Below are 23,406 nucleotides of genomic sequence, written 5' to 3' on the forward strand. Positions count from 1 at the left end.
ACATGAATCATGACACTGAAGCCGGCAAGGCCGAACCTGAGCAGGTGAGCGAACGGAAGGCCACTTGCGGCGCAGCCAACGAACAGGGTATGGCGCAAGCGCTTGCAGCCGCAGCCGTCGAGTTGTTTGGATATGGCCAGATATTGGCCTTGGGTCAGGGTGCGGAACGGATTGCGGACCAGTTACGACATCAAGGTCTTCCAGCACAAGGGCGTCATGGGGACTTGCACTCTCTGAGTCTCGCTGACCCCTTTCAGGCGATTGTCGTTAACGGTTACTTGGAGCAACTGTCACCACAGGCGCTCAGTGCTGCCATCAACACTTTGCAGGATCGTTGCCAACGCGGTTTGCTTGTCGCTATTTGGACTCACGCGTCTGCGATCAATGATTCCGCTAACAATCTTAGCCAAACCCGCATTTGGTGGGAACAGTACTTGATCAGCGCGGGATTTAGACGCCACCCGCTTTATTATCGGCTCAATGGCTATCATCAGCTGGAGCAACCTGGTAGCCCGATCCTCATTCCCTTGGAAAAACGGCCTCTGCGTCTTCGCGAAGATCCAGTAGCCGGAACAAAGCAGGAAGAGGATTTATTACACCGGGACATGCTCCTCGAGAGCGGACGACGAAGCGATGCTCACTGTATTCGGTACCACGAAGCAACCGCGCATATTCGCCCTGGTGATACGGTGCTCGATGTGGCCTGCGGCCTTGGCTATGGCAGTCATATTCTTTGGCATCATTCCCAAGCCTTGCGCGTCATCGGTATCGATAACTGTGCATCCTCGGTCGCCAAGGCGCAGCATGACTATGGCGTCGAAGGACATGTCAGCTTCAGGGTCGGCGATGCTCAAGCCCTGACCGAGCTCGCAGACAATAGCGTCGACTTTATCGCCAGCTTTGAAACCATTGAGCATCTTGTTGATCCAGATGCCTATCTCGATGAGCTTCTGCGCATCCTCAAGCCGAGCGGACGCCTGATGCTGTCCGCGCCCAACAATTGGGCGGATGAGACGGGCGAAGATCCGAACCCCTACCACCATCATGTCTACACTTGGGATCGCCTTCGGCAGGAGTGCGGCGCTCGGTTTTTACTGGAGCAAGGCATGATGCAAACGGCAGGTGGGGCTCAGCGGTTACATCATGCTCCACGCCAATGGGATGTCATCGACCCGGCTGCTCCACTTCCACATGATGCGGAATGGATTCTTTTGCTCTGCATGAAGGCTCCGACGGGTGGGGAGTCCATTCCGTATCAGGAAACGGCTTGGACACTGCCTTCGGATGCGAACTTCAATGTCTCTGCCTTTGCTCGGGACTATGATAACCCTTGGCTTGTGCGTGCAATGGTTGCGATTGGCATGCGCAATGTCTCAGCCTCGAATCTTGCGTCAATGCGCAAGGCGGTCCTCGAAACGGCGCCTAGACAATCCGTTGATGCCGGAGCTGCGCTTTGTGGTGAGGTCTACGCGGCATTGGCCGAGGACAGGCGATCAACGGCTCGCTATACAGCGCTGAGGACCTCGATCGAGGATTATTCTGCGCTTCAATCGCCGACTCCGCATCAGCTTCGCTGGCAGGTGTCATTGCTTTATGCCGGTGGTGAGTTAGCACTTGCTTACGATGACATGAACACTGCTCGTCATTTTTTTGAGCGATGCGCTAATCTAGATGTCTGTGACTACAGCCCGCTCTTGGGCAATAAAACCCTGGATGCCTTGTTTCGTCTGTCGATCATGGCCTTGGCGGAGCAAGATGATGCCCGAGCGCTCGCGCTGTTACGGCGCAGCATTAGCGAGGCTCAACGACTTATCACTGGCTCATGGCTTAACATTACCGGTGACCCTGAACACCCGCTGCCGTTTGGTCTTGCAGAGAGCGCACAACTCCTCGACAAGGGCTCGCGTGCGGCCTATCTCATCGCGGCGATTGAAAAAGCCTTTAATCGCCCGGCGTTATTAGCGCGTGAGGCCCGCGGCTTCTTCGAGCGCTGCCTGAGTTATTCCGTAGACCAAGCGCCTAGCAAAGCCTCTGAGCTGAGCTTGCTGGAGCGTATCAGCACGCTGGAAGCCGAAAAGGCTCACCTCGTCCGTGAGGTTCAGGATTTGAATCTCAATAATGAGCGGCTTGCAGCCGAGGTCCGCGCACAACACGCCAACGCTAAAAAGATTGCTGAACAGGTCATGATTCAAAGCGACCTGGCGCAAACACTGGGTTTGCGCTCAGCTGAGTTGGCCGCTGAGTTGACTGCGATCAGGCGCAATCCTTTCCGGCTGCTGAGACGTCGAGGACAAGGCCAAAAGAAGGCTTGACTCTGCTTAATCGTTCACATCGCTCGCATTCACATCGCTCGCAAGATTTCAAGCAGCCAGATCAACAGATGGAATAGGTATGAAGGTTGGAATTGTCGTCGTCTCTTACAACGCTGCTAAGGCCGTCAAGGCAACACTTGCGAGCCTGCATCTTGCCCGCAACCATGTCCCTTATGCATTGGTCTTGATTGATAATGCATCGGCTCTACCCGAGCGCCATGCGATCGAGCAAGCCTTCAATACTTATGCAGTGCTCGCCGCTGATCCTTGGTCATTCATGCCGCAGGAAAACAATCTAGGATTCTCTGGCGGCAACAATCTTGGCATTCGTTATTTTCTCGAACAGGAGGATATTACGCATATCTGCCTGCTCAACGCGGATGTCATCGTGACTGACCATTGGCTTGATCGCCTCTGCGAAAAGCAGGTGGATTTTCTGAGCGCGGTGACCAACAAGGCGGATAGCACTCAATCGATACCCGTACCCTACGATCTCTCGCTTGACCAGGTCATTGATGGCCGATCCGGCGAACTCTTGAATCAGGCCATTGAGACTATTCAGGCTTTTGCTGACTGGCGTTACCAGACCTGGCATGGTCATCTGGTCGAGGCGGATGTCACCTTCTTCATGGTCTTGCTCAGGCGCAGGATCATTGAACGACTCGGGCTGCTCGATGAGCAGTTCTTTCCTGGCGGTTACGAAGACAACGATTACTGCTTGCGGGCGCGTGCGGCGGGCGTCCCCATCCATCTTGCGCGAGACGTCTTCATCCACCATTGGGGATCTGCATCCTTCGGCCAACTCCCGCATGAGTATTTTAGCGAGCGGGCAGGCCGTAATATCGCCTATTTGGAAGATAAGCACGGGATCAAGCTCGAACGTCATCCGGAAAGCCCTTGGATCTCCTACGCCATGGACATGCTCGAGGGTTCCGGGATCAGCGATCGCGGCCAATCGCTGCTGGATTACCACCAGCGCTATGATCGGCAATTGACCGCCCTCGCACAGCTCTATGCCTCGGAGCTTGTCAATCTCGATGCACTCTTGAAGAGTCAATCCTCCGCACCGCCGGAGGCGCTGCGCATGCAGATCCAGTCTTTGCGAGACCAGCCCAGTATCACCAAGCGCTGGCAACGGATCAGCCAGGAGGTTCGGCGTCTACTCACGAGCATCGATACTGATGCCGAAGCCGAAGCCAATGCCGTTACGAGATCACAAACCGATTTGCAGCAAGAGATTCGCGCTCTGGCTCAATCCATTCGCGACCTTGCTGACTGCAATCAACGCATACACGCGCAACTGCAAGCCGCTATGGCTAGGCCACACTCCGCAATCCATCCTGTTGCTCAACCGCCTAGCGCCTTCAACAAGCTGACTTGGCTCTTAGGCAAAGGATGGGTCTTTATCCGGCAGCTCCGGGGCGTCGTCTTCTTCGGCGGTTACCCCTACCCAGAACGGCAGAGCGACGGCTATTTTCAACGTATCCAGATCATCGATTCACTGCTGGTTGGTCACTGGCGCGTGTACGTCGAAACAACGGAGCTTGTGGGTCGTGACCGCTGGTTCGATCGGCCTGCTGAGCAGGTCTTGGTGTTGCGCGTCCTCGGTGGCCCTCTGCGGAGGATCTTTGTCCGGCTACTCGCTGTCTTTTGCGCGTTGCGTTGCGGCCGTGTCTATTTCCACAGCGTCTTGCGCATGCGCGACAGCCGGTTCGGCCTGCTGCTCCATTTGCCTTGGCTGCGCCGGGTCACCGATATCCATGGCGTGGTCCCGGAAGAATTTCGGCTGCACAACGATTTCTATAGCGCCTTGCTGTTCGAGCGCGAAGAGCGCAGCGCGGTCCGCCGCAGCCACCTGGTCATCGTCGTCACCGAGGCGATGGAGCAGTATCTCCGGCAGAAATACCGTGATCAACTTCGCGCCCAGGTCGTGTCCTTCCCCATGTTTCCAGAGCTGGCAGTGGCCACTGGACCACGTCCCTACCAGGATGGAAAGCCGGTCGTCGTCTACGCTGGCGGTCTTCACAAATGGCAGCAGGTGCCCAAGATGCTCGACGCCATCGAGCGCACGATTGAGCACTGCCAACATCGCTTCTATTGCACCGACCCGGCACAGCTTCGCGCACAGCTCCCTGAATCCATCGCTGACCGCGTTGAGGTCGACCGCAAACCCCACGCGGAACTGCTGCAGATCTACGAGCAGTGCCACTTCGGCTTTTTGCTGCGCGAGGATCATGTGGTCAATCATGTCGCTTGCCCGACAAAAGTCGTCGAGTACCTGGGAAAAGGCATCGTGCCGATCCTAGATAGCGAAAACATTGGTGACTTCAAGGCCCTGGGTATGCGCTTCGTTCGGCTACAGGATTTCGTCGCTGGCCTGATCCCGAGCGAGCAGGAGCGCGATGCGATGGCGCGGGATAATCAGGCCGTCTACGAACGCCTCAAGCAGGCTAGAGACAGGGGGGCACAGGTCATTAGCGCGCGCTTGACCCGCTCTGGCTCCATTCAAATGCCAGCACGACTGAAGACCTATGGCAGTGATTGGCTACGCCGAGCCTTCCCAGTCCAGAGTCAACGCGGACGAATGCTGCGACGGCTGCGAGAACGTCTTGCCCCGAAGAACCCCGCACGGCAGACGCCTACTCTGAGCCCAACTGAGCTCACTGAGCTGCCACCGCTACCACCCGCCTGCGATGTCCTGATGCAGGTGGAGAATTTTGAATCAGGTGGTTTGGAGAACGTCGTCCTCGACCTCTGCCAGGTGCTGACCGAACACGACTATCAGGTCGTTTTGCTGGTCCTGGGAACCGTTGGCGCCGGTGTCGAGCGCGCGCAAGCATTGGGCATCCCAGTTGTCAGACTGCCGCAGGACTTGAGCTGTTATGAGCGCCTGCTTGCTCAGCTCGCGCCGCGGCTGGCCTTGACCCACTATTCGGTGTTTGGAGCGGCCAACTGTGCAAACCGAGGCATTCCCGTCATCCAGGTCATCCATAATCTCTATATCTGGTTGTCTGAGGCCGAGCGGTCAGCCCTTGTCGACTCGGCATCCTCGACCTGTCGCTTCATCGCTGTCTCTGACGTTGCAAGACGGTACTGCGTCGAGCGACTCGGGCTACCGCCGGAGAAGTGCAGCGTCATCCCCAACGGCATTGACATCGCGCCTTTTCTTGGGGATGCACAGCCTCCATCCCGTGAACGGCTCCGCGGCAACCTGGGCATCAAGGCCGACGACTTCGTTTTTCTCAGTGTCGGCGCCATCAATCACCAAAAGAACCACATTGCCGCAGTCGAGGCCTTTGCTATCCAAGCATCAATGATGCCAAAGGCAAAGCTGGTGATTCTGGGGCCTAGCTACGAGCCCGAACTGCTGCAGGCCATACGCGCGCTGATTCAAAAGAAGGGACTCGAAGACCGCGTGCGCTATGCCGGAAGCGCACCCTCGGCGAGCGACTACTACGCCATGGCAGACGCCCTGATCATCGCCGCGTTCTTTGAAGGTGGCCCCCTCACCTTGCTAGAGGCGATTTGCGCAAATCTTCCCATTGTGACGGCAAGGGTCGGCTTTGCGCATCATTTCGATGGGCGCCCCGGATTCGATGTCATCGAGCCCGCTGTCGACATTTTCGATTACCAGGGGCGAATCTGGGAGCTCAGCAATACGCGCACCTTCATCAAGGATCTCGCCGATGCGCTCCTGCGGACCTACCAGCACCCTCAGCCACCCAACTTGCCTGAGGATCTGCTCAAAGCGTTCGACAAGCGAAAGACCTATCAGGCCTACCTTGAACTGATCGAGCAGAGGCTTTCAGGACAAGATTCCAGCGGCAATCCCGAGGCGACGCCATCACAGTCTTGGCCTGAACGGCTGCGATCCCCAGACTCCACCGAGTCCAGCGTCCCACCTGTGACCTAGCAAGTCTCAACAAAGCTGCCGCTCGCAGTCTAGAATTTCCTCGGATCATTAAAAGGCTAGCTGCGCTAGCTCAAACTTGGCGCTTGCTCGCCAATCGACAATGCACTGAGCGGTTGCATACTGGTATCCTGAGGTCTCGGTCACCTCCACGCCAACGCGCTACGCTTGTTCAGGTTTAGCATCGGAGTGACAGCCCATGTCCCATCCTTTCGTCCTGCGCGCCTCCTGTCTTGGTCTGGGACTCTGGTCGGCGTTAGCCAATGCGCAGTCCTCCCTGAGTCCGATGCCTCCTAGTGGCCCGAGTGATCCAACCTTTGATGATGGGCGCTCGCAAGGCCTCGCGGAGGGCTACAACCTCGGCTATGACAGCGGTGTGGCTGATGCCATCGGCAGTTGTCAAAGGGACCCCGGCGGCTGTGGAATCACACTCGGCGCCTGCTTGACCGCACCGCAGTACGGCGAAACCGAGCCTAATGACAACATGGTGAGCGCTGATCGGCTGGTGCTGGATACCCGCTTTTGGGGCCAAAGCTATGGTATCGACGACGAAGACTGGTTTTATGTCGTCACGGATCAGCCGAATCAAACCCTGATCTTAAACTTCTCGGTACCGGGCGGGACGGTCGCCGGATGGAAGGTCTCGATACGCGATGCAGCAGGCAATGTGATCGCGCAATTCGATACCGGCTCCGTCTCAGCGAGCATTTCAGCCTCCGGCGATATCACCTATCGCACAACGCTCGGTCTGGTTGGAACCTACTACATTAGTCTCAAGCCCAGTACGCTCAATCAAGATCCCTACAACCTGGCTGCCATCCTCCAAGACTCGCCCTTGGACACCCAGAATTTCATCGTTGGCTTCTTCGATACCGAGGTCGAGCCCAACAATACCCCGGCGGAATGGAACCGCCTGGTTACCGGCGTCACCATGTATGGTCTGATCAACCTAAGCTTCCAGCCTGGCACTGAGGTCCGCGATCCAGATGGCGATGGCTTCGAATACTCGCAGGGGGTTGACGTTGACTGGTATCTCTATCCGACAGCGGGCAATGAGATCATCACGCTCTCGGTCTGCAATCGGGAACAATGCACTCAAGGCAACTGGCTGTTTGAGGTCTACGACGAGACCTCAGCCTTTATGACATCCGCTGGCATCTATACGCCACCCTTGATGGCTTTCAACAGCGATACCGGAACTCCAGACATGTATGTGATGGGGCTCAATCAAGGCGGTAACTATTATCTGCGCGTGTCGCACAAACGGCTGTTGACGGCACCTTGTACCGGGTACCAGATTGACTTGGATAATAATGGTATCCCCGATGGCGGTCAGTGCGGCTGTGACAGCGGCTATCAGTGCGATATCGATATCCTGAATCCGGGCAGACCGACGACCAACCCAGAGACCGGAGCGCCATCCTATCCCCTGTGCCTTGACGGTTCCGGCGGCGGCGACGCTCCCCAGTGTACCGTCGGATGTCGGTGCGTCACCTATGGCGGCACCATCGAGGTACCGGCTAACGCCCTGACCTCACAATACAACTTTACCCTCACTTCAACCCAGCAGCCACCTAGTACCGCTGGCTCTGACGCCTATCAGGATTTCATCAGCCGGCCTAACCCTTACGCTCAGTAGGCTGCCAGTGGTCGTCTGCCTGGCTGGTCGCCGCTCGCTCCCTTCGCCATCGCCTTTCATGCGATGGCGCCTAAGCGATCGATGGCCTGATTAAACGCTAACGCACGATTTGCCCAAGTCTGCTGGGATGCGAACTTGCGCCGAGCGGCAGCACCCTCAGTGCCGCTCGCGAGCGCTTTTGCGATCAAGTCACAAAAGGCCTGGGTATCCGCTGCCACCCCTAGTTGTTCGGCACAGGCGCGGGCTTCCGGAAGATCCACCGAGACCACCGGCTTACCCGAAGCAAGATACTCGTACATCTTCACCGGATTTGTCGCCAGGGTCAGCGGCATCATCCGAAAGGGTAATAGGCAGACATCAAATCCGTAGAGGTAATAAGGCAGATCGGTATAGGGCACCTCGCCCGTCAGCTTGACATTTTGGCAGCCGCGCAAGGCACGACCAATCTGTGCCTGATCGCCGCCGACGAGGATCACCAGACAATCACTGAAGCGGTGTGCGACGGCGCGGACCAAGTCCGCGTCGAACCAGGCGCCTAGCGCACCGTAATAGCCAATGACGCGACGGCCTTGCGCATCCATGAAGTGCTCGCGCGGTGGCATTGCGAACTGCCCATCATCGACCCCGTTGCGGATCAGTGCGACCTGGCGAGCGTGCTGGCTGACGAATGTTTCAAGCCAAGAGGAGGTGACGATCGTCAGATCGGCCTTTTGCATCAGCCGCCGCTCCGCCCAACGGAGTTCGTCAGCAAAGGTTTCAAACCCCTCATGGTAATCCATGCAATCGTAGACGACCGGCTCATTCCCGCCATAACGCACAATATCGGTCCAAAAGGGATGCTGAATAATGGACACCGCTGCAGCCATGTCTGCCCAGTCGCGCAACTGTTCGAGGCCTTGCCGCAACTGCTCACGCGCCGGCGCGGAAGGGCAACCAAAATAGATCGCATCAGCCCCCCGTACCTTGAGACGAATCTGGAACAATCGTCCTGAGGTGTCCAGGCGTTCAACGCAGAAGCCCGGGGTAACATCATCTAAGAACTCATTGGAAACGTAAAAGGCGCGATAGCCTAAAGCTGCTGACTGGAGTGCCAGATGCTGTGGGCGCTGCATGCGAAAATGCCAGTCGATCACCGCAAAGAAGATGCGATCGGGATGACCTGGGAGCGCAGCAACAGGGGGGGTCGAGGCCATGCACTGGGCCTGACCTGGCCGCCACCAAGGGATCATCAAGCGACGCATCAGACGCGCTCGCGACCGGATCATGGCCCGCGTCTTCGCCTTGAGCGGAAGCCTTCGGTAGAGTCGTTGCAGGTAATGGATCAAGCGTGCACTGCGCGGTTCAGCCAATCGGTTCAGCGAATCAAATCTTTCCACCATCGAGCAGCGCGGAACAACTGGACCATGATGGCTTTGCGGCCAACCGATGGGGCCATTTCAAAGGGCTAGAGCGCTACTTGTACTCCGAAGTGCGCGCCTAGAACCTGAATGATACGCGAGGCGGCATGACCATCGCCATAAGGTGACAGGCCGCGCGCCATCGCCGCATAGGCTGCGGGATCATCGAGGAGCTTGCAGGATGCCTCAATGATCCGATCCTGTACCGGCCCGACCAGTCGAACCACACCCGCATCGATGGCCTCCGGGCGCTCGGTCTCATGGCGCAGGACCAGCACCGGTTTGCCAAGTGCAGGGGCTTCTTCCTGTACACCACCGGAATCCGTCAAGATAAAATGTGCCCGGCGCATGGCGCCGACGAACGGCAAATAGCCCAAGGGCTCGCAGAGGGTGATGCGCCGATGTCCTCGCAGCAGCATCTCGGCCACCTCGCGAACATTCGGATTGGGATGCACTGGATAGAGGATTTGCACATCCGGATAAGCGTCGGCGATCCTTCGCAAGGCGCCACAGATTGCTCGAAACGGCTCACCAAAATTCTCGCGCCGATGGGCAGTGACTAAGATCAGTCGATCCTCTGGCCCAAGTTCAACCGGCGGCTCAGGCGCCTGATCCACCACGCCAAGCAGGGCATCAATGACGGTGTTGCCGGTCACATGCACCGCGTTGTCCGAGATTCCCTCGCGCAATAGGTTGCGTCTTGCGGAATCCGTCGGCGCAAAATGCCAGCGGGCGAGGTGGCCTGACAGCACACGGTTCATCTCCTCTGGAAACGGATAGGCAAGATCGCCAGTACGCAAACCGGCCTCGACATGACCAAAGGGGATGCGTTTGTAGAAGGCCGCCAATGCCATGGTCAAGACCGTCGTCGTGTCGCCTTGCGCCAGCACCAGATCGGGCGTCTCGGCATCGAGTGTCGCCGCGATCGCCGGAAGCAAGCGGGCTGTCAGGCTGACAAGATCCTGGTTCGCCTGCATGATGTCCAGATCCGCATCGGGCTGGATCGCGAACAGCGCAAGCACCTGATCGAGCATCTCTCGGTGCTGGGCGGTGGCCAAGACTCGGCATTCAGCCCAGGGCTGTTGCTGAAGCCCCTGGATCACCGGCGCCATCTTGATCGCCTCCGGCCGAGTGCCTACCGCGGCGAGGATCTTTACCTTCTGAGACTTCATCATGTCCATGTCAGGTCCACCTCAGGCCGCAGTCTGCAGCGCGCGATAGGCCTTCAGCATGCCTTCGACCGAGCCCTGATCGATGACATGACCATGCTGAAGCAATACCGCGCGGTTGCACATCTTGCGCAGCAGTGGCGGATTATGGGCCGCAAGCACGAGGATCGAGGCCTCCTCTGAGAAGCGGCTGATACGCGCCTCCGCCTTTTCGATGAAGGCGGCATCGCCGGTACCCAGACCTTCGTCGACAAGCAGGATGTCTGGGCGGATCGCGGTACAGACCGAGAAAGCAAGGCGCATGCGCATACCGGTCGAGTAGGTGCGCATTGGAAGGTCAAGAAATGAACCTAGGCCAGAAAAGTCGGCAATCTCGTCAACCTTGGTGTCGATCTCGCGACGCGTCAGACCGAGATACAGTCCGCGCAGGACGATGTTCTCGTAACCGGTACTGTCGATATCCATGCCGAGGGTAATATTGAACATGGGCACCGGCGTACCCTCGATCTGCACGGAACCGGTAACCGGCTCGTAGATCCCAGCCAGCACGCGCAGCAAGGTGCTCTTGCCGGCGCCATTGTGGCCGATCAAAGCTAGGCGGTCGCCGTGCTCAAGGCGCAGATTCACCTGGTCTAGGGCGCGAATACCCGTGACCGCACGCCTGCGACCTTCAGCGACAACCTCGCCACCGGTTCTGCTGCCGGCAGCGCTACCGAAGAGGGCGCTCTTCAAGGAGCCGCCCGCGGCATCATAAATCGGGAATAGCACCGTGACGTCGCTCAGTTCAATGAATGCCACTGTCTGACCTCTCGATAACGGCGACTCGGGTTGCCTTCGTCACTGCACATTGGCTCATAAACACCTGTTACCCCACTAGACCCAGTAGGGGATGCGCCAACGGTAGACCACGAAAAAGGCGAAGGCCACCGCCCAGCCGACCAGGGTCACCGCCAACGCGACGAGCAGGTTTTCCAAACTCGGCAGTTGGCCGAGGAGCGGCGCGCGCACCAGCTCGAGAAAATGATAGAACGGATTGCCAGAGAGTAGCAGCGGGCGCCCTGGTAGCATACCCGGCTCCCAGATGATTGGGGTCAGGAAGAAGATCAGCTGCATGCTGCTTTGCAGCATCAGCGGGATGTCGCGAAAACGCGCGCTCAGCACACCGAGCAACAGACCGACCCAGAGCCCGTTGATGAGCAGTAGCAGCAAGCCCGGTACGGCCAGTAGCGTTACCCAGCCGAATCCGATCCCGAACCAGATAGCGAGGCCGATGAAGATCCAGATATTGTGGAAGAAGATGATCAGATTTTCCCAGACCATCCGCAACAGATACACTGATAACGGCGCCGTGAGCTGCTTGATCATGCCACCCGAGCGCAAAAAGACTCGCGTGCCATCGAGGATGGTCGAGGACATGAAGCTCCAGACCAGGAAACCAGCGGCCAGGTAGGTCAGATAGGAATCGAGCGCGCGGCCGAACAGCTTGCCATAGACAAGCCCCAGCGCACCGATGAAGATCCCCATCGAGAGCGTGATCCAGAACGGGCCGATCTTGGAACGACGGTAGCGCTGGCGAATATCATGGAGGCCGAGCAGGCCCCAAAGCTCGACTTGGCGGAAGCCCTCTCGCAGATCCCGAACGGCGCGCTCGCGATTGTGCGCGCTGAAGCCTTGTCGGAACTGGGCGACAAGCCAATGCTGTTGTGTCTTCACGAATGCTCCCGCGGATGCCAACCCCGTATTCTAGCCATGTTCATTTCCTTCCTCTATCCGTTTCCGCTGCGCGGGCTGCGTGCGCCTTTTCTCTGGGTGGCCTTCAAGCAGATGGGCGATCTCGGCGCGGATCAGGTGGCCTTCATCGCCAGCGATGACTATTTCGTCGATCCCGAGCGCTATCGGCGCATGGGCCGCTTCGACTGCCATGCGCCGGTGAATCCCGAGCTTGGGTTTCGTGTTCCAACCCATGCCGAAGCCGATGGCTTCGCCAGGGGCCTGATCCCAGATCAGCTCTATCAGCGACTCAAGGCCCGGTTACTTTCCGACACCCTGGTCTGGCGTCATCTGATCACCGAGGTCGATGATGAACTCGTGGAGCTGATCTGCGAGCAGGTCGAGAGGCTGAGCCGTCATGCGCCTTGCGAGGCACTGCTGACCTGGTGCAATTATGCCAGCCTGAGTGAGGCGGCCACACGCCTTGGCCTGCCGTTGTTGCATGGCGAGCTCGGCCCCTTGCGCACACCCTGGTACCGACCGCTTGGCTACTTGGATTTCATCGGCGTCAACGGTCACACCGAGGCGGCCGCGCGCTGGCAGGCGAGTGCGCCCTTGGCGAATGCCTTTGCTGATATCCCGTCGCTGCGTGCCGCCTTGCGGCTTTATCCGCTTCCAGACCACATACCGGAGGCTGTCGATGCACGGCTGGGCATCCCGCTGCAGGTCGAGGACGACTCCAACGTCTTGGCCTATGGTAACGGCTTCGATATGTGGCTGTTGATCCAGTATGCGCGGGAGGAGTATGAACGCGAAGACCTTTTGATTCGCCCTCATCCGGGCGCGCATCTGTCTCCAAGCGGTGATTTTCGCCTCGATGATTCACCGGATTCGGCGGCCTTCGTCAATCGCTGTGAGCGGCTGCTAACGCTGAACTCCAGCGTTGCTGTCGAGGCGATGCTGATGGAACGGCCGGTGAGCATCCTTGGCGATTCGCCAGCCCGCCACCTCGCCGGCCACGGCCTTGACGATGCGCGCCTGGCGACCTTGGCCGAGCTGGAATTCTTATTGCTGAATTATTTCGTACCCTATGACCTGCTGTTCGATGCCGAGTATCTGCGTTGGCGACTGAGGCGACCATCGGAAGCGGCGATTCGCGCGCGCCATTTGCAAACCATGACTGTCTTGCCAACATCCACATGGAGCAGTCTCCACCCGTCGCTGCGCAGTGCATACCCAACCGATGAAGAGTAAAGCTGCTATCGCCAGGACCTTTGGGCGCTTCCGCCGGTGGATGCCGCGCCTGGCGGGTGGGATCAAGAACCGATCCCGCACGACCGCGCCTCACCGTCCGCCAGAGCCAACCTTATTGGAGTTTCGCGATCAAGCAAGCTACGCGCTGTATCGGTCCCGGAATGCCGATATGATCGCCGAACGTCAGCGTGTGACCGAGGCCCTTAAGCAGGCTGGCGACTGTTTTCATGTTCATGGCTATTGCGATCCCTGCGAACAGTTTGTCGACTTGCGGGTCGATTACCAGGGCACGCCGAACGCGAGGGCGAGCGGACAACCGAACTGGCGTGAACGTCTCGTTTGTCCCTGTGGACTCAATAACCGGATGCGTGCCGCCATCCATGTCTTTCGCCAGCATTGTCGCCCGCGATCGGATGATCCGATCTACATCACCGAGCAGGTGACGCCGCTGTATCGGTGGTTGGCCAAGCTGTATGCCAATGTCAGCGGTAGTGAATATCTCGGCAAAACGATTCCATTCGGAACACAGCGCAAGGACGCTGTCCGCAACGAGACCCTGACCGCGCTCTCATTCGCGGCTGACAGCTTCCAATACATCCTGTCATTCGATGTGCTCGAACATGTGCCGGATTATCGGCAGGCTCTCGCTGAATTGCATCGGGTGCTGCGGGCCGATGGCGTGCTGTTGTTTTCCGCGCCGTTTATCTCTGCTCATGCCGAGACCACGATCAGGGCCCGTGTCGATACCAAGGGCGAGATCAAGCACCTGTTAACGCCGGAATACCATGGCGATCCTTTGAGCGATGCCGGCTGCCTGTGCTTCTATCATTTCGGCTGGGATCTACTCGACACCTGCCGCGCGGTCGGTTTTCGCGACGCCTATGTGGTCGCGCTCTGGTCGCGTGAATACGGCTATTTGGGGCCGGAGCAGCTCTTGTTCGTGGCGCGTAAGTAGCACGCGCACGAGCGCGCGCACGAAATCAGCACGCGCAGACCTCCGACCGATTTAGAACGACAACGCGCTTGCCGCGCCGTTTTCGACAAACTGCCAAACGCGGTCGGCGTGCAGGTTTCGATGTTCGGTCACGGTGCCGGATGGCCATTCGATGCGCACATTCTCGATGCGCTGATGTGGCCCCAGGCCGACGTGCAGGCGGCGAAAGTCTTGCACTCGCCCATGGCTGCCGTTATCCACGATGCGAACCTGGCTGACGCCACCGGCGGTGACGACCACCCGGGCGCCGATGCCGTTGCGATTCGACTGTATACCAACGAGGTCCATCTGCACCCAATGGTTGGCGTTGCCTAGATTGCGAAACAGCTGGTCCGGCCCATTCGCAAAAGGTGGAAGCTCATGGCCGTTGCGCACGAACAGATCGAGGAAGCCGTCGAGATCATAATCAGCGACCGCAACGGATTCACCCAGACCGATGTCGCTACCAGCCGCGCCTCCGGCTGCGAGGATGTGCCGAAAGCGGCGATTGCCGAGATTTTCGAGCAGAATATTGGTGCGATTCCCTAGATAGTCGCTGCAGACCAGATACAGGTCGATATCCATATCATTATCGAAATCGCCGCTCGCGCCGGCGAGGCAGTTATCGCCTTCGATGTTTAGGGCGCGCGCCGGCTCGAATCCATCGCTGCTATTCCACTGCACGAATTGCGGCAGGGCACGCAGCTTGGGGTCGAAGCCCTCGACCTTCAGATCCTGAATCGGCGCGTCGCCTTGAAGCTCTAGGTTGACTGAGTTCCAGCGCGTTGCTCGCAGCTCTACGCGCCATTCGTTGGTAGCGCTGTCATAGCCTAAGAACAGACCGGCCTCGCCGGTGGCCAGGCCTGCGACTGCGGGGTCTTGCGCGGACAACTGAGCAGGCATCTTAGGCGGCGATGCGCCGGCCTCACCAATAAAGACTTGGCCCTGTCCCCACCAGTAGCGACCGAGTGGATAGGGTTGAACACTGAGCTGGGTCGGGCCGTGAAAACGAAGCAAGGCATTGCGGCCCATATCGGCCTGTAAACGGGCAGAGAGTTGATCTGGTTCGGGTTGCGCAACGCTCGGCGCAATAAACCCACGCACATAGACCAGATCAAGGGCAAGATCATTATCGAGATCGGCAATCAGCAGGTCAGCGACCGAATGACCAGGAAGGTCGGTCAGAGCCAATTCGGCACCAACATCGACCAGTTCACCCTCGCGCACCTCGTGAACGAAAAGCGCATGCGGGGGGCCGGTAATCAGATGCTGGATGCCTGGCTGCCCCAACTGGCTCAGATTGGCAACTTCCGAAGCGCGCAGGAATGCCAAAGGCTGTTGGAGATACTGCGCTTGCGCTGGATCCCAACGGAATAATGACGGCGGTGTGTCCGGTCGGGCAGCCGCAGTGATGATCAGGTCCAACCAACCGTCGGCGTCCAGATCGAGCCACAAGGGTGAGCGCGTGCGCATACGCCCAGCGTCGACACCAAACTGAGCTGCACTATCTCTCAGCATGCCGTCGTCATTCAGATACAACGCGTTGGGATCCTCGGCTTCGCCTCGACCGGCACCGGAGACCTGGATAAGATCTTCATCGCCATCATTGTCGAAATCGGCCCAGGCGGCAGCATGTCGATCCGAATAACGGATAGGAGAGACCTGCGCTTCTGTATGATCGACGAGTTGCCCATCCCCCAAGTTGATTAACAGGCGTTGAGGGCTATGGCCGCTCGCCCAGAGATCGGGGCGCCCATCGCCATTCGCATCGCCCCAGGCTGCGCCATAGCTTTGGCCGTAATAAACCGGAATATACCTTTCTGCGCTGACCTCTTGGAACCAAACGGAGGTGCTACTTGAATCTTGCTTGGGAGGATGATTAGTGAGGAGAGCGAGCGTAATGCCGATCAATAAGACAGATGCAAGAAGCCAGGTTTTTTGATAAGGAGGAAACAGAGTCATGGTCATTCAGAACCCTTGGCGACTGACGTGTTAAGATCGTCGATAGCCATAAGAGCAAAAGTTGTCTGCATAGTGCTTTTACATTTGACTTGCGCATCTTCTGACCGTAGCCAAATGAGTTAAGCTTGATTTGAACGGCACAAAGCCTGCAGTCAAGAAAATCTGTCTCTGATTCGCATAACCGGGTATTCATAGAACCGGTACAAAAGAAAAGATACGAAAACAGTTATGGAGAGAAAAACTAACCATAACCCGATAGAAACTAAAATTTTGTGGTGTTCGTTTGATAATTGGATAAAGTGCCGCAGGAATTGAAAATGGATAAGGTATATTCCGTAAGAAAGCACGCTTCCATAAGTCACACCCAACGAGCGAAACTCACATCGCAGGGTGCAATAGGCAAGAGGGGGTAGCAAAAAGCATGACGTTAAATTGAACATGAATGCCTTAGCAAAAAAGCTGCTATCGAGACCACTCTGACCCAGGATGTAGTAATACGCGATAAGACCACTTATGCCGAACAAGGACGGCAGGAGAAATTTTAATTCTGCTATAGCAAGAAATATGCGAGAATGATAGAGGTTGACGTAAGCGCCGAAAACCCCCAGCAGAAGTGAATCGAAGCGCAGAAAAATGGTTTTCCGTACGTCGCCCCAGGTTAGATCAGGAAAGATGCTGACCGTGTAAGCTCGAACCAACACAGTTAGAATAATCATAGCTGGAATCAACCAACCCCAAGGGGGTTTACGCAAGCCGAGACTGGCGCCTGTTTGCAATATGCACCAAATAGACAAGGGAATTAGAAGATAAAACCACTCTTCTACACTAAGACTCCAGGAGACGGGGAAAAAGGTCAGAGCTTCCCGATTAAAGTTTTGTAAGAAAAACAAGTGCAACCAGGATGCATGTTGCGCTCCGCCCTGCCAGATGCTAATGAAAAAAGTCACCAAGAGGACGAGATAGTACATTGGCAAGGTTCTGAACCAACGCCTAATGAAGAATCTCCAGAGACTGTTCCACGCGGGCTTTAAAGTGAAAAAAACATCACGAAAGAGTATTCGGCCAATCAAGAACCCGCTAAGTACAAAGAAAATCTCGACGCCAAGATACCCTCCTACTGAAAGCCACCACCAATTCCAACCAGGAATATCGTACCATTCGAATATGTGGCGACTATGCGACATCAGCACCAAGCCGATTGCAGCAAATCGAAACAAATCCAGTCCGCTGTTTCGCTGACCTTCGATCATGGCGACGCTCCAAAACGGCGCCACTGCCGAAACGATAAGGCGAGAGAAGCATTCATCACTCCATCTCTCTCTCGGTAGTGGCTCAACTCATAGGATAGCGAAAGGTTTAAGTATTTTGAACTGGCAGCGAAGTATTATAATGATGACAAAATACCAGATTGCGCCAATGTGATCATTGTTTACACTACACAGAGAACAATGCGAAAAAGCTATAAGTATTCCTTTAATTTTAGTGCCAAGAGGACTCTTTGTTGTTTCAAAACCCTAGCTACATAATCAGACGAGGTCGACTCCTCGGCTTATTCGATCGCGTCTTTTCAATTGCCAAGTTGCTTGACAGAAGCTGCGCAGTTTTTTGCACAAGCCGGGCTCGGCGCCATTCGAGGTCAGCCTACAGGGTTTATTTTTGGCAGGTATTTAAGTGAACAAGATCCCCACAACACCAGGCGCGTATTCGAAATCGAGCTTGATAACGTGCGTGCAGTCCTCGCAAGCCATGCTAGATGAGTAGTGGTCCTTCAGACACCCGCCATAGGAGCCCAGCAATGCCGGGGCCGGCCGGCGCGTCGTTCAGTCATGACGGCGGCCAGAGAGGGCCAAGGGAGATGCCTACGTCAGCGACAGATTTCGATCACGCTGGCAAGCAATGGATAGGTGCGTGACAAAGACTCCTTGCGCGTTCCCATCATGATACTCCGGGCAATGAACCATTGGCGCAGGTCTTGCGAGGCGGCATTGTTGGTGATCGGATATTGAGGGGCGTTGCGCCTTGACGTTTCTGAGTATTGGCTCAAACAAATGAACGTTAGCCCTCAAGCTGATAGCTGATAGCCAAATGCGAGGAAATCAGAAAAATAGATCCCTTCAGCAAGTGCACGCATCTCCGGGGTGAAGTATGCTTGAAAGGTATCATGAGCAGTTTTATTTTTATGCGGCAATTGCGGCAAATTGATTCTTAGAAAGTCAGCAACCTCAGCTATATCATCCTCGAGCATTTCAAAGCGACAAATCTTATCTAAGGGCTCATTTTGCGGGCTTTCGAGGAACTTGGCCTGGGAACCCGTCGAACGGGTACAGTTACGGCGGTCTTTGTCAAAATAGGCGGAGTTCAGAAACTCATTGATGTTCTTACACTCCTTTGCTGGAGCAACACTAGGATGCTCCCATGCCTGATAGAAGTGAAAGGCCGATACTAAACGGTCGAGCGGATGCCGGACAATAGCAAATTTGTAGTAGCTATTCCATATGTCCGAACCGACAATTGATTTGACTTGGTTGGCAGGGGAGTGCTTGTGCAGCTTAAACCGTTGCCCATAAATGGCTTGAATCTGTTCGCCATAATGAGTTCCGCCTAGCTCAATATCGTTCCAGCCAGTGTGTTCACTGAGCCAGGATGTGACTGAGGTTCCTGCTGTTTTTGGTACATGGAGAAAGATAAATTTGAGGCTATGATTGATAATCATAAATGCCCTGTGATATCAAACGCCATGTTTTCGACATAATGTATTGAAACGAGCTTTGGCCCTAGAATACATCTTCTCGTTCAAGCGTTGCGACCGGTGTATATTATTGAATAAACCTTGCTCGTGCAGATAGTCTGTTGCATCAACATATTCACTGGCTTGATTAAGGCGCAAGTCAGTAGCCCTTTTGACAACCTCTTCTGCTAATTCGTGCGGAAAGATCTTAAAATACAATGCTACGCTCGCTTCGAATTCCTCGGTAATGCCGACGTAATCTAACTCATCGATCCCTAGTCCGCCGAGTAAAAAAAGGTACATATCACGATATTTAGGCAGCCGCGCGAATTCTTCCAACGTGATGCCTACGGGCAAGATCTCGTTTCGTTCAAGACCGATATTTCTAAGATAATGAAAATAATGAGAAACCACACGCGGAACGGGATCGCGAAACATGGTTGCAAACTGCAAACACTGTTCTAGCCCTCGATACTTAGATAGTACGAAATGCCCAAACACGATTTGAGGACTGGGATTCAATCCCTGAGAATGAAGAGTCTGGTAACGTCGGCGTCGCTGTAGAACATGCTGAGGGCGGTTGGACATCGGAATATCATCATAATCCGTGACCAAGCCTTCTTGATAAACATCTTCAAGCAGACGTCTCAATGTCGTCCCGCCAGCTTTCAGCATGTGCAGAAATGCAATCATCAGCTGCTCAATGCTGAGCCGGACTAGCGTTCTCTCCAGTCAATTGCTGCAAGGTACTCTCGAGTGCTTCGATATCGACAGTCGCGGAGTCTGGCCCTGAGACCTCATCGAGCCAGCGTTGCATGGATTGCTTTAGCCATTCCTGTTGTAAGGAAGAGATTAGCCCCGGCTTGACTTCATCAAATGACTTTTGGTGCGCTGGAATCTTCTTGACCAATTGAATCAAGTGGACACCGTATTGGGTCACCACAGGCTCGCTAATTTCCCCTGGAGTCTCAAGAGCAAAGGCTGTTTGTTCAAATGCCGGGACCATTTGACCTATGGAAAAAGGATCAAGTAATCCACCTTCACGAGCGCTAACAGGATCATCAGAATGCTCTTTCGCAGCATCCGCGAAGCCGTGTCCTGCCTCAAGCTCTTCTTGTAGTTTAGCTGCTTTGTTGAGGGCTGCTTCGACGGTTTCCGGTGTTTTGCTTTCGAAAAGTATATGCCGAACCTGTACGCTTGCTGGTTTAAGGAATCTCTCTGGATCAGCTTGATAGTGCTCTCTAGCCTGTTTATTGAAATCCGGCATCGAAGCAATTAGCCCACGTCGATGAAAATCAATTGCTGCATCCGAAAGCACGGAATCATTCGCGCGCTGAAGCTTGAGACGGACTGTATCGGTTTGGTCAAGGTTTTCGTGCTTGGCCAAATCTGCAAGTACCCTGCGGCGGTACAACTCATTGATTAGATTAGTGATAGCAGAAGCGCTTGCGAGCGTGCGAGTGCGCTGCACTTGGTTGAGGGTCTGCAGTTCGAGGTCGATATCTTCCTGAGTAATAGAAACACTGATTTTGTTACTTTTAATCAAAACTCTGCTCTGCTCCGAACTATCTGCGGCTCGGAACATTGTAAGCAAAACCAGGAGGGCAAGCGCTGTCGATGCTCGCTTAAGCATCACTGAGATCTTGAACCCCATGCATTTATATACATCCGACATTTTATCGTGTTTCCACAATCATCCGCATTGACCGGATTACCTTGAGGATTCGTACCTGTTCCAACAGCCTTAAACTTAAGATATAGCTGAGAATAGCTTCCTGCGGCGGCAGCCGTATTTAAGTACCGGCACCTAGGTAGGGATTCGAATCCAGGAAAGTTAAATGGCCCAGAAAAAGACGCACCCGATGAAGGTGTAAGATTGTAACAGTAGGGATCCCTTGGAGCCATATTGATATCTAGCGCATCGTCTGGACGGTCAGAGATACCAAAGATATAGGATCCAAGCTCATCTAGCATTTCTATGGTGCTTATTCTTATATTAGATCTAACAGGCCTACCATCCGAGGTACGGAGTCGTGACATATAAGTTACATTTCCAAAAAGTGACTTAGACCAATCGCATTGCGATTTAATGTCTACTGCCGGCATTTGTTCAGGGCCACATCCCCAATGGCTTTCATTATCATTTCCTGGTGGCGATACAATTACTGTCGTATAGTTTTCTCTAGACGGGATGAACAGAGTCTCATGTATACTTGATGACATTTCTTCATCAAGAGTATACCAGTCGCCATCCCAAGTCTGACCAAAACAGCCGGCCCCACCGAAAAATCTATCACAGCCAGTCCCGCTGCCGTTATCGCCGTTATCGCCGTTATCGCCGTTATCGCCGTTATCGCCGTTATCGCCGTTATCGCCGTTATCGCCGTTATCGCTTCTATGAATTATTGCACTATCGCTGCATCTAATAACGACGCTTGTTAAATTTGTAGATGCTGTAAAAGAAGAAAAATTACATGTTGCGACCAAACCTCTATTATCCCGCAACTCTGCCTGCTGAGCATTAGCAGTTTCTGCTGTTGCCAGAATAACCATGCCTAAGGCGAGACAAAGAGAATAAGCTGGATGCGCACTTGCTACGTTCATAAATGTTAAGATATGCAATCTAAAAATGTATTATGAAAAAACATAAGGCATAGGAGTAAAAAGCTCTCAATTTTGTTGTCTCCTTCCTTGGAGACTTTAGACAGCGTTCTTAGCGGTAAGATTCGCTACCGAACACAGGCATTTAGACCCTCCTTACCCTCATTCAATAGTCCGCTGATATGCGTGTTCAGCGGTCATACCATAGGTGCGCAATGCGTTACCGATAGTTCCGTTATCCAATGTCTTGAGCGAGAAGCCGATCGTAGGTAGCCCTCTGAAGATCAAGCCGTTTACATCCGTGATCTGTCCAGCACCAGGGAACCCAAGGCGCATCCAGCCAGAGTCGAATCCATCCTCGCGATCAACAACATAGTTGTGCTGAGATCCAAAAATATCTCTTGAGCCGAAGTTGATCACCTGAGCCTCATCACAGATCGAATTTGTCGGGATAGGCGTCACTGGCGGAGGTGAAGGTAGAACCTGCCCTGGCGCAACTGAGGGCGACTGTTCTTCCCGATCGTAATAGTCAAAATTAACCGTCACGCAGGAAACGCCACTACTGTAAGGTGCTTGGAATGGGGCTATTGGCGCGGACGGATCTTCACCTAGATCAACATAAACATGCTTGGTTGGGAAGGTCACAACCCAGGCAGTCTGTGCATCCGCCGCACCACCAACCGCATACTCATTGATGACATCAGTCGCAGAAAAGAGACTGCTGACCGCATTCGCGCCATCTCGAGGGCTACCCATAGTAAAGTCTGCCAATACCGGCAAACCATTAGCTACCTGCACTGAAATTGCCGGGAATGCGGCTCTCAGATTAGGGTTCACAGACATTGGCTCATTCATGAGATCCTGCATGTCTGGGTTGTTCGGATCCTCGATGCCAGCAGGATTAAAGAAATTAGATAGCATCGTGACCGGCATCCCTCCGGCAACTCCTTCATCAACCTTGATCAGACTAGCGGATACCTTAAGGACATTCAGAGGCTCGCAGAATTCCGCTTGGAAGGCTAGATCTCCAGATGCAGTTGAGCCAATCGGCACACCAGTATCATTGCACTGCATTGGACCTGAACCCATTACAGTGATTGGATTCCTAACAGGATCATAGACTCCAGCCAAATAGGCGCAGTTGTGCGTGGGGCCGTGAACAGCAAGACTGCCGAGTTCGCTATCGTTTGGGTTAGGCGAGGCGACCCCCATTTCGATGATCTCAATGTGGCCTTCTTGAGCACGCTCTATTGAAGACGAACCGCTATCTGGTGGAAATACTGACCCCCCTGCATACGCGATATTCGTCATATCGAGCTGCTTGATATCGCGACCATCCGCAGTTTGCCCGACGACAACAAAACCCTGATCCCGGTTATTTGCGATCCAAGGTGCCGTGCAACTCGTATCTGCAGTTTGGATGAATGGGACCCCGTCTTCACCCATAGAAACTGTGGCTGTCCAGACATCATTCGGCGACAGGAAGACGTTGAAGTCACGCGCGTCACGACTGTTCGACCCCTCGCGGAAGCGAATCTTGAAGGCGACGACGTAACGATTAGAAGTGTTGACGACGCTGATGTTAGTGTCGTAGCTATCGCGCACCGTGTAGTAGGGTACGAGGGCAACCTCACCGAGGCCTGTGTCTGAGTGACTGACCGCAAACACCGGCGCTGCTGCGCCTACTGACAGGGCGGCCGCAACGGCGACTGCTGTTTTCTGTCGTGCAAAGTTAAACTTCATTTCAGATC

At 55.0% G+C, this 23,406-nt stretch carries 16 protein-coding genes and 1 pseudogene; 5 read left to right on the forward strand and 12 right to left on the reverse strand.

Annotated features, from left to right (window positions below; all coding sequences use genetic code 11):
• Nucleotides 1-2 precede the first annotated feature (2 nt).
• From VBE63_RS00085 to VBE63_RS00095, 3 genes are all read left to right on the forward strand, one after another.
• Nucleotides 3-2,312 carry a class I SAM-dependent methyltransferase gene (locus VBE63_RS00085; protein WP_323680950.1) on the forward strand — a complete coding sequence of 770 codons (2,310 nt, stop codon included), beginning with the start codon at nucleotides 3-5 and terminating at the stop codon, nucleotides 2,310-2,312.
• Nucleotides 2,313-2,391: 79 nt separating this feature from the next.
• Complete coding sequence (locus tag VBE63_RS00090) at nucleotides 2,392-6,225, forward strand: glycosyltransferase (protein ID WP_323680951.1); 3,834 nt, start codon at nucleotides 2,392-2,394, stop codon at nucleotides 6,223-6,225.
• A 196-nt stretch (nucleotides 6,226-6,421) separates the two neighbouring features.
• A complete protein-coding gene (locus tag VBE63_RS00095; protein WP_323680952.1) occupies nucleotides 6,422-7,861 on the forward strand; it encodes a hypothetical protein in 1,440 nt (479 codons plus the stop codon).
• 56 nt (nucleotides 7,862-7,917) lie between these two features.
• Here VBE63_RS00095 and VBE63_RS00100 read toward each other — a convergent pair whose 3' ends face one another.
• The 4 genes from VBE63_RS00100 to VBE63_RS00115 form a co-directional block, all read right to left on the reverse strand.
• Nucleotides 7,918-9,240: a glycosyltransferase gene (locus tag VBE63_RS00100; protein WP_323680953.1), complete on the reverse strand. Its 1,323-nt coding sequence runs from the start codon at nucleotides 9,238-9,240 to the stop codon at nucleotides 7,918-7,920.
• Nucleotides 9,241-9,305: 65 nt separating this feature from the next.
• The gene (gene wecB / locus VBE63_RS00105; protein WP_323680954.1) at nucleotides 9,306-10,433 is read right to left on the reverse strand and encodes a non-hydrolyzing UDP-N-acetylglucosamine 2-epimerase; all 1,128 of its coding nucleotides are present in this window, start codon (nucleotides 10,431-10,433) and stop codon (nucleotides 9,306-9,308) included.
• Nucleotides 10,434-10,451: 18 nt separating this feature from the next.
• A complete protein-coding gene (locus tag VBE63_RS00110; RefSeq protein ID WP_323680955.1) occupies nucleotides 10,452-11,225 on the reverse strand; it encodes an ABC transporter ATP-binding protein in 774 nt (257 codons plus the stop codon).
• 75 nt (nucleotides 11,226-11,300) lie between these two features.
• Nucleotides 11,301-12,140, reverse strand: a complete 840-nt coding sequence (locus tag VBE63_RS00115) for an ABC transporter permease (RefSeq protein ID WP_323680956.1) — start codon at nucleotides 12,138-12,140, stop codon at nucleotides 11,301-11,303.
• A gap of 36 nt (nucleotides 12,141-12,176) precedes the next feature.
• Between VBE63_RS00115 and VBE63_RS00120 the strand changes: the two genes are divergently transcribed.
• Entirely contained in the window at nucleotides 12,177-13,391 is a 1,215-nt protein-coding gene (locus VBE63_RS00120) for a GT99 family glycosyltransferase N-terminal domain-containing protein (protein ID WP_323680957.1), read from the forward strand.
• Nucleotides 13,381-14,346 (forward strand): class I SAM-dependent methyltransferase, encoded by a 966-nt coding sequence (locus tag VBE63_RS00125; protein WP_323680958.1) that lies wholly within the window; start codon nucleotides 13,381-13,383, stop codon nucleotides 14,344-14,346. Before VBE63_RS00120 ends, VBE63_RS00125 begins: the two co-directional genes overlap by 11 nt.
• A 51-nt stretch (nucleotides 14,347-14,397) precedes the next feature.
• On the opposite strand, the gene VBE63_RS00130 is transcribed toward VBE63_RS00125, so the two are convergent.
• The 8 genes and pseudogenes from VBE63_RS00130 to VBE63_RS00160 all read right to left on the reverse strand — a co-directional run bounded on the left by VBE63_RS00130 (nucleotide 14,398) and on the right by VBE63_RS00160 (nucleotide 23,398).
• The gene (locus VBE63_RS00130) at nucleotides 14,398-15,903 is read right to left on the reverse strand and encodes a CRTAC1 family protein (RefSeq protein WP_323680959.1); all 1,506 of its coding nucleotides are present in this window, start codon (nucleotides 15,901-15,903) and stop codon (nucleotides 14,398-14,400) included.
• Between the two features lie 57 nt (nucleotides 15,904-15,960).
• Nucleotides 15,961-16,332: pseudogene (locus tag VBE63_RS31290) on the reverse strand (FG-GAP repeat domain-containing protein); the annotation flags it as partial.
• Nucleotides 16,333-16,478: 146 nt separating this feature from the next.
• Nucleotides 16,479-17,576, reverse strand: a complete 1,098-nt coding sequence (locus VBE63_RS00135) for an acyltransferase (protein WP_323680960.1) — start codon at nucleotides 17,574-17,576, stop codon at nucleotides 16,479-16,481.
• Nucleotides 17,577-18,388: 812 nt separating this feature from the next.
• Nucleotides 18,389-19,039, reverse strand: a complete 651-nt coding sequence (locus tag VBE63_RS00140; RefSeq protein WP_323680961.1) for a sulfotransferase family 2 domain-containing protein — start codon at nucleotides 19,037-19,039, stop codon at nucleotides 18,389-18,391.
• A gap of 15 nt (nucleotides 19,040-19,054) precedes the next feature.
• The gene (locus VBE63_RS00145; protein ID WP_323680962.1) at nucleotides 19,055-19,747 is read right to left on the reverse strand and encodes a hypothetical protein; all 693 of its coding nucleotides are present in this window, start codon (nucleotides 19,745-19,747) and stop codon (nucleotides 19,055-19,057) included.
• A gap of 7 nt (nucleotides 19,748-19,754) precedes the next feature.
• Nucleotides 19,755-20,708, reverse strand: a complete 954-nt coding sequence (locus VBE63_RS00150; RefSeq protein ID WP_323680963.1) for a peptidylprolyl isomerase — start codon at nucleotides 20,706-20,708, stop codon at nucleotides 19,755-19,757.
• Nucleotides 20,687-21,676, reverse strand: a complete 990-nt coding sequence (locus tag VBE63_RS00155) for a hypothetical protein (RefSeq protein WP_323680964.1) — start codon at nucleotides 21,674-21,676, stop codon at nucleotides 20,687-20,689. The genes VBE63_RS00150 and VBE63_RS00155 overlap by 22 nt, the downstream gene beginning before the upstream one ends.
• 141 nt (nucleotides 21,677-21,817) lie before the next feature.
• Nucleotides 21,818-23,398 (reverse strand): hypothetical protein, encoded by a 1,581-nt coding sequence (locus VBE63_RS00160; protein ID WP_323680965.1) that lies wholly within the window; start codon nucleotides 23,396-23,398, stop codon nucleotides 21,818-21,820.
• Nucleotides 23,399-23,406: the final 8 nt, after the last annotated feature.

The organism is Lamprobacter sp. (assembly GCF_034860625.1).
Classification (GTDB): domain Bacteria; phylum Pseudomonadota; class Gammaproteobacteria; order Chromatiales; family Chromatiaceae; genus Lamprobacter.

Excerpts from the sequence above, each read along its gene's own strand:
- VBE63_RS00085 (WP_323680950.1), top strand. The coding sequence starts at position 3 with ATGAATCATGACACTGAAGCCGGCAAGGCCGAACCTGAGCAGGTGAGC.
- VBE63_RS00090 (WP_323680951.1), top strand. The coding sequence starts at position 2,392 with ATGAAGGTTGGAATTGTCGTCGTCTCTTACAACGCTGCTAAGGCCGTC.
- VBE63_RS00095 (WP_323680952.1), top strand. The coding sequence starts at position 6,422 with ATGTCCCATCCTTTCGTCCTGCGCGCCTCCTGTCTTGGTCTGGGACTC.
- VBE63_RS00100 (WP_323680953.1), bottom strand. The coding sequence starts at position 9,240 with ATGGTGGAAAGATTTGATTCGCTGAACCGATTGGCTGAACCGCGCAGT.
- wecB (WP_323680954.1), bottom strand. The coding sequence starts at position 10,433 with ATGATGAAGTCTCAGAAGGTAAAGATCCTCGCCGCGGTAGGCACTCGG.
- VBE63_RS00120 (WP_323680957.1), top strand. The coding sequence starts at position 12,177 with ATGTTCATTTCCTTCCTCTATCCGTTTCCGCTGCGCGGGCTGCGTGCG.
- VBE63_RS00125 (WP_323680958.1), top strand. The coding sequence starts at position 13,381 with ATGAAGAGTAAAGCTGCTATCGCCAGGACCTTTGGGCGCTTCCGCCGG.
- VBE63_RS00135 (WP_323680960.1), bottom strand. The coding sequence starts at position 17,576 with ATGATCGAAGGTCAGCGAAACAGCGGACTGGATTTGTTTCGATTTGCT.
- VBE63_RS00140 (WP_323680961.1), bottom strand. The coding sequence starts at position 19,039 with ATGATTATCAATCATAGCCTCAAATTTATCTTTCTCCATGTACCAAAA.
- VBE63_RS00145 (WP_323680962.1), bottom strand. The coding sequence starts at position 19,747 with ATGATTGCATTTCTGCACATGCTGAAAGCTGGCGGGACGACATTGAGA.
- VBE63_RS00150 (WP_323680963.1), bottom strand. The coding sequence starts at position 20,708 with ATGGGGTTCAAGATCTCAGTGATGCTTAAGCGAGCATCGACAGCGCTT.
- VBE63_RS00160 (WP_323680965.1), bottom strand. The coding sequence starts at position 23,398 with ATGAAGTTTAACTTTGCACGACAGAAAACAGCAGTCGCCGTTGCGGCC.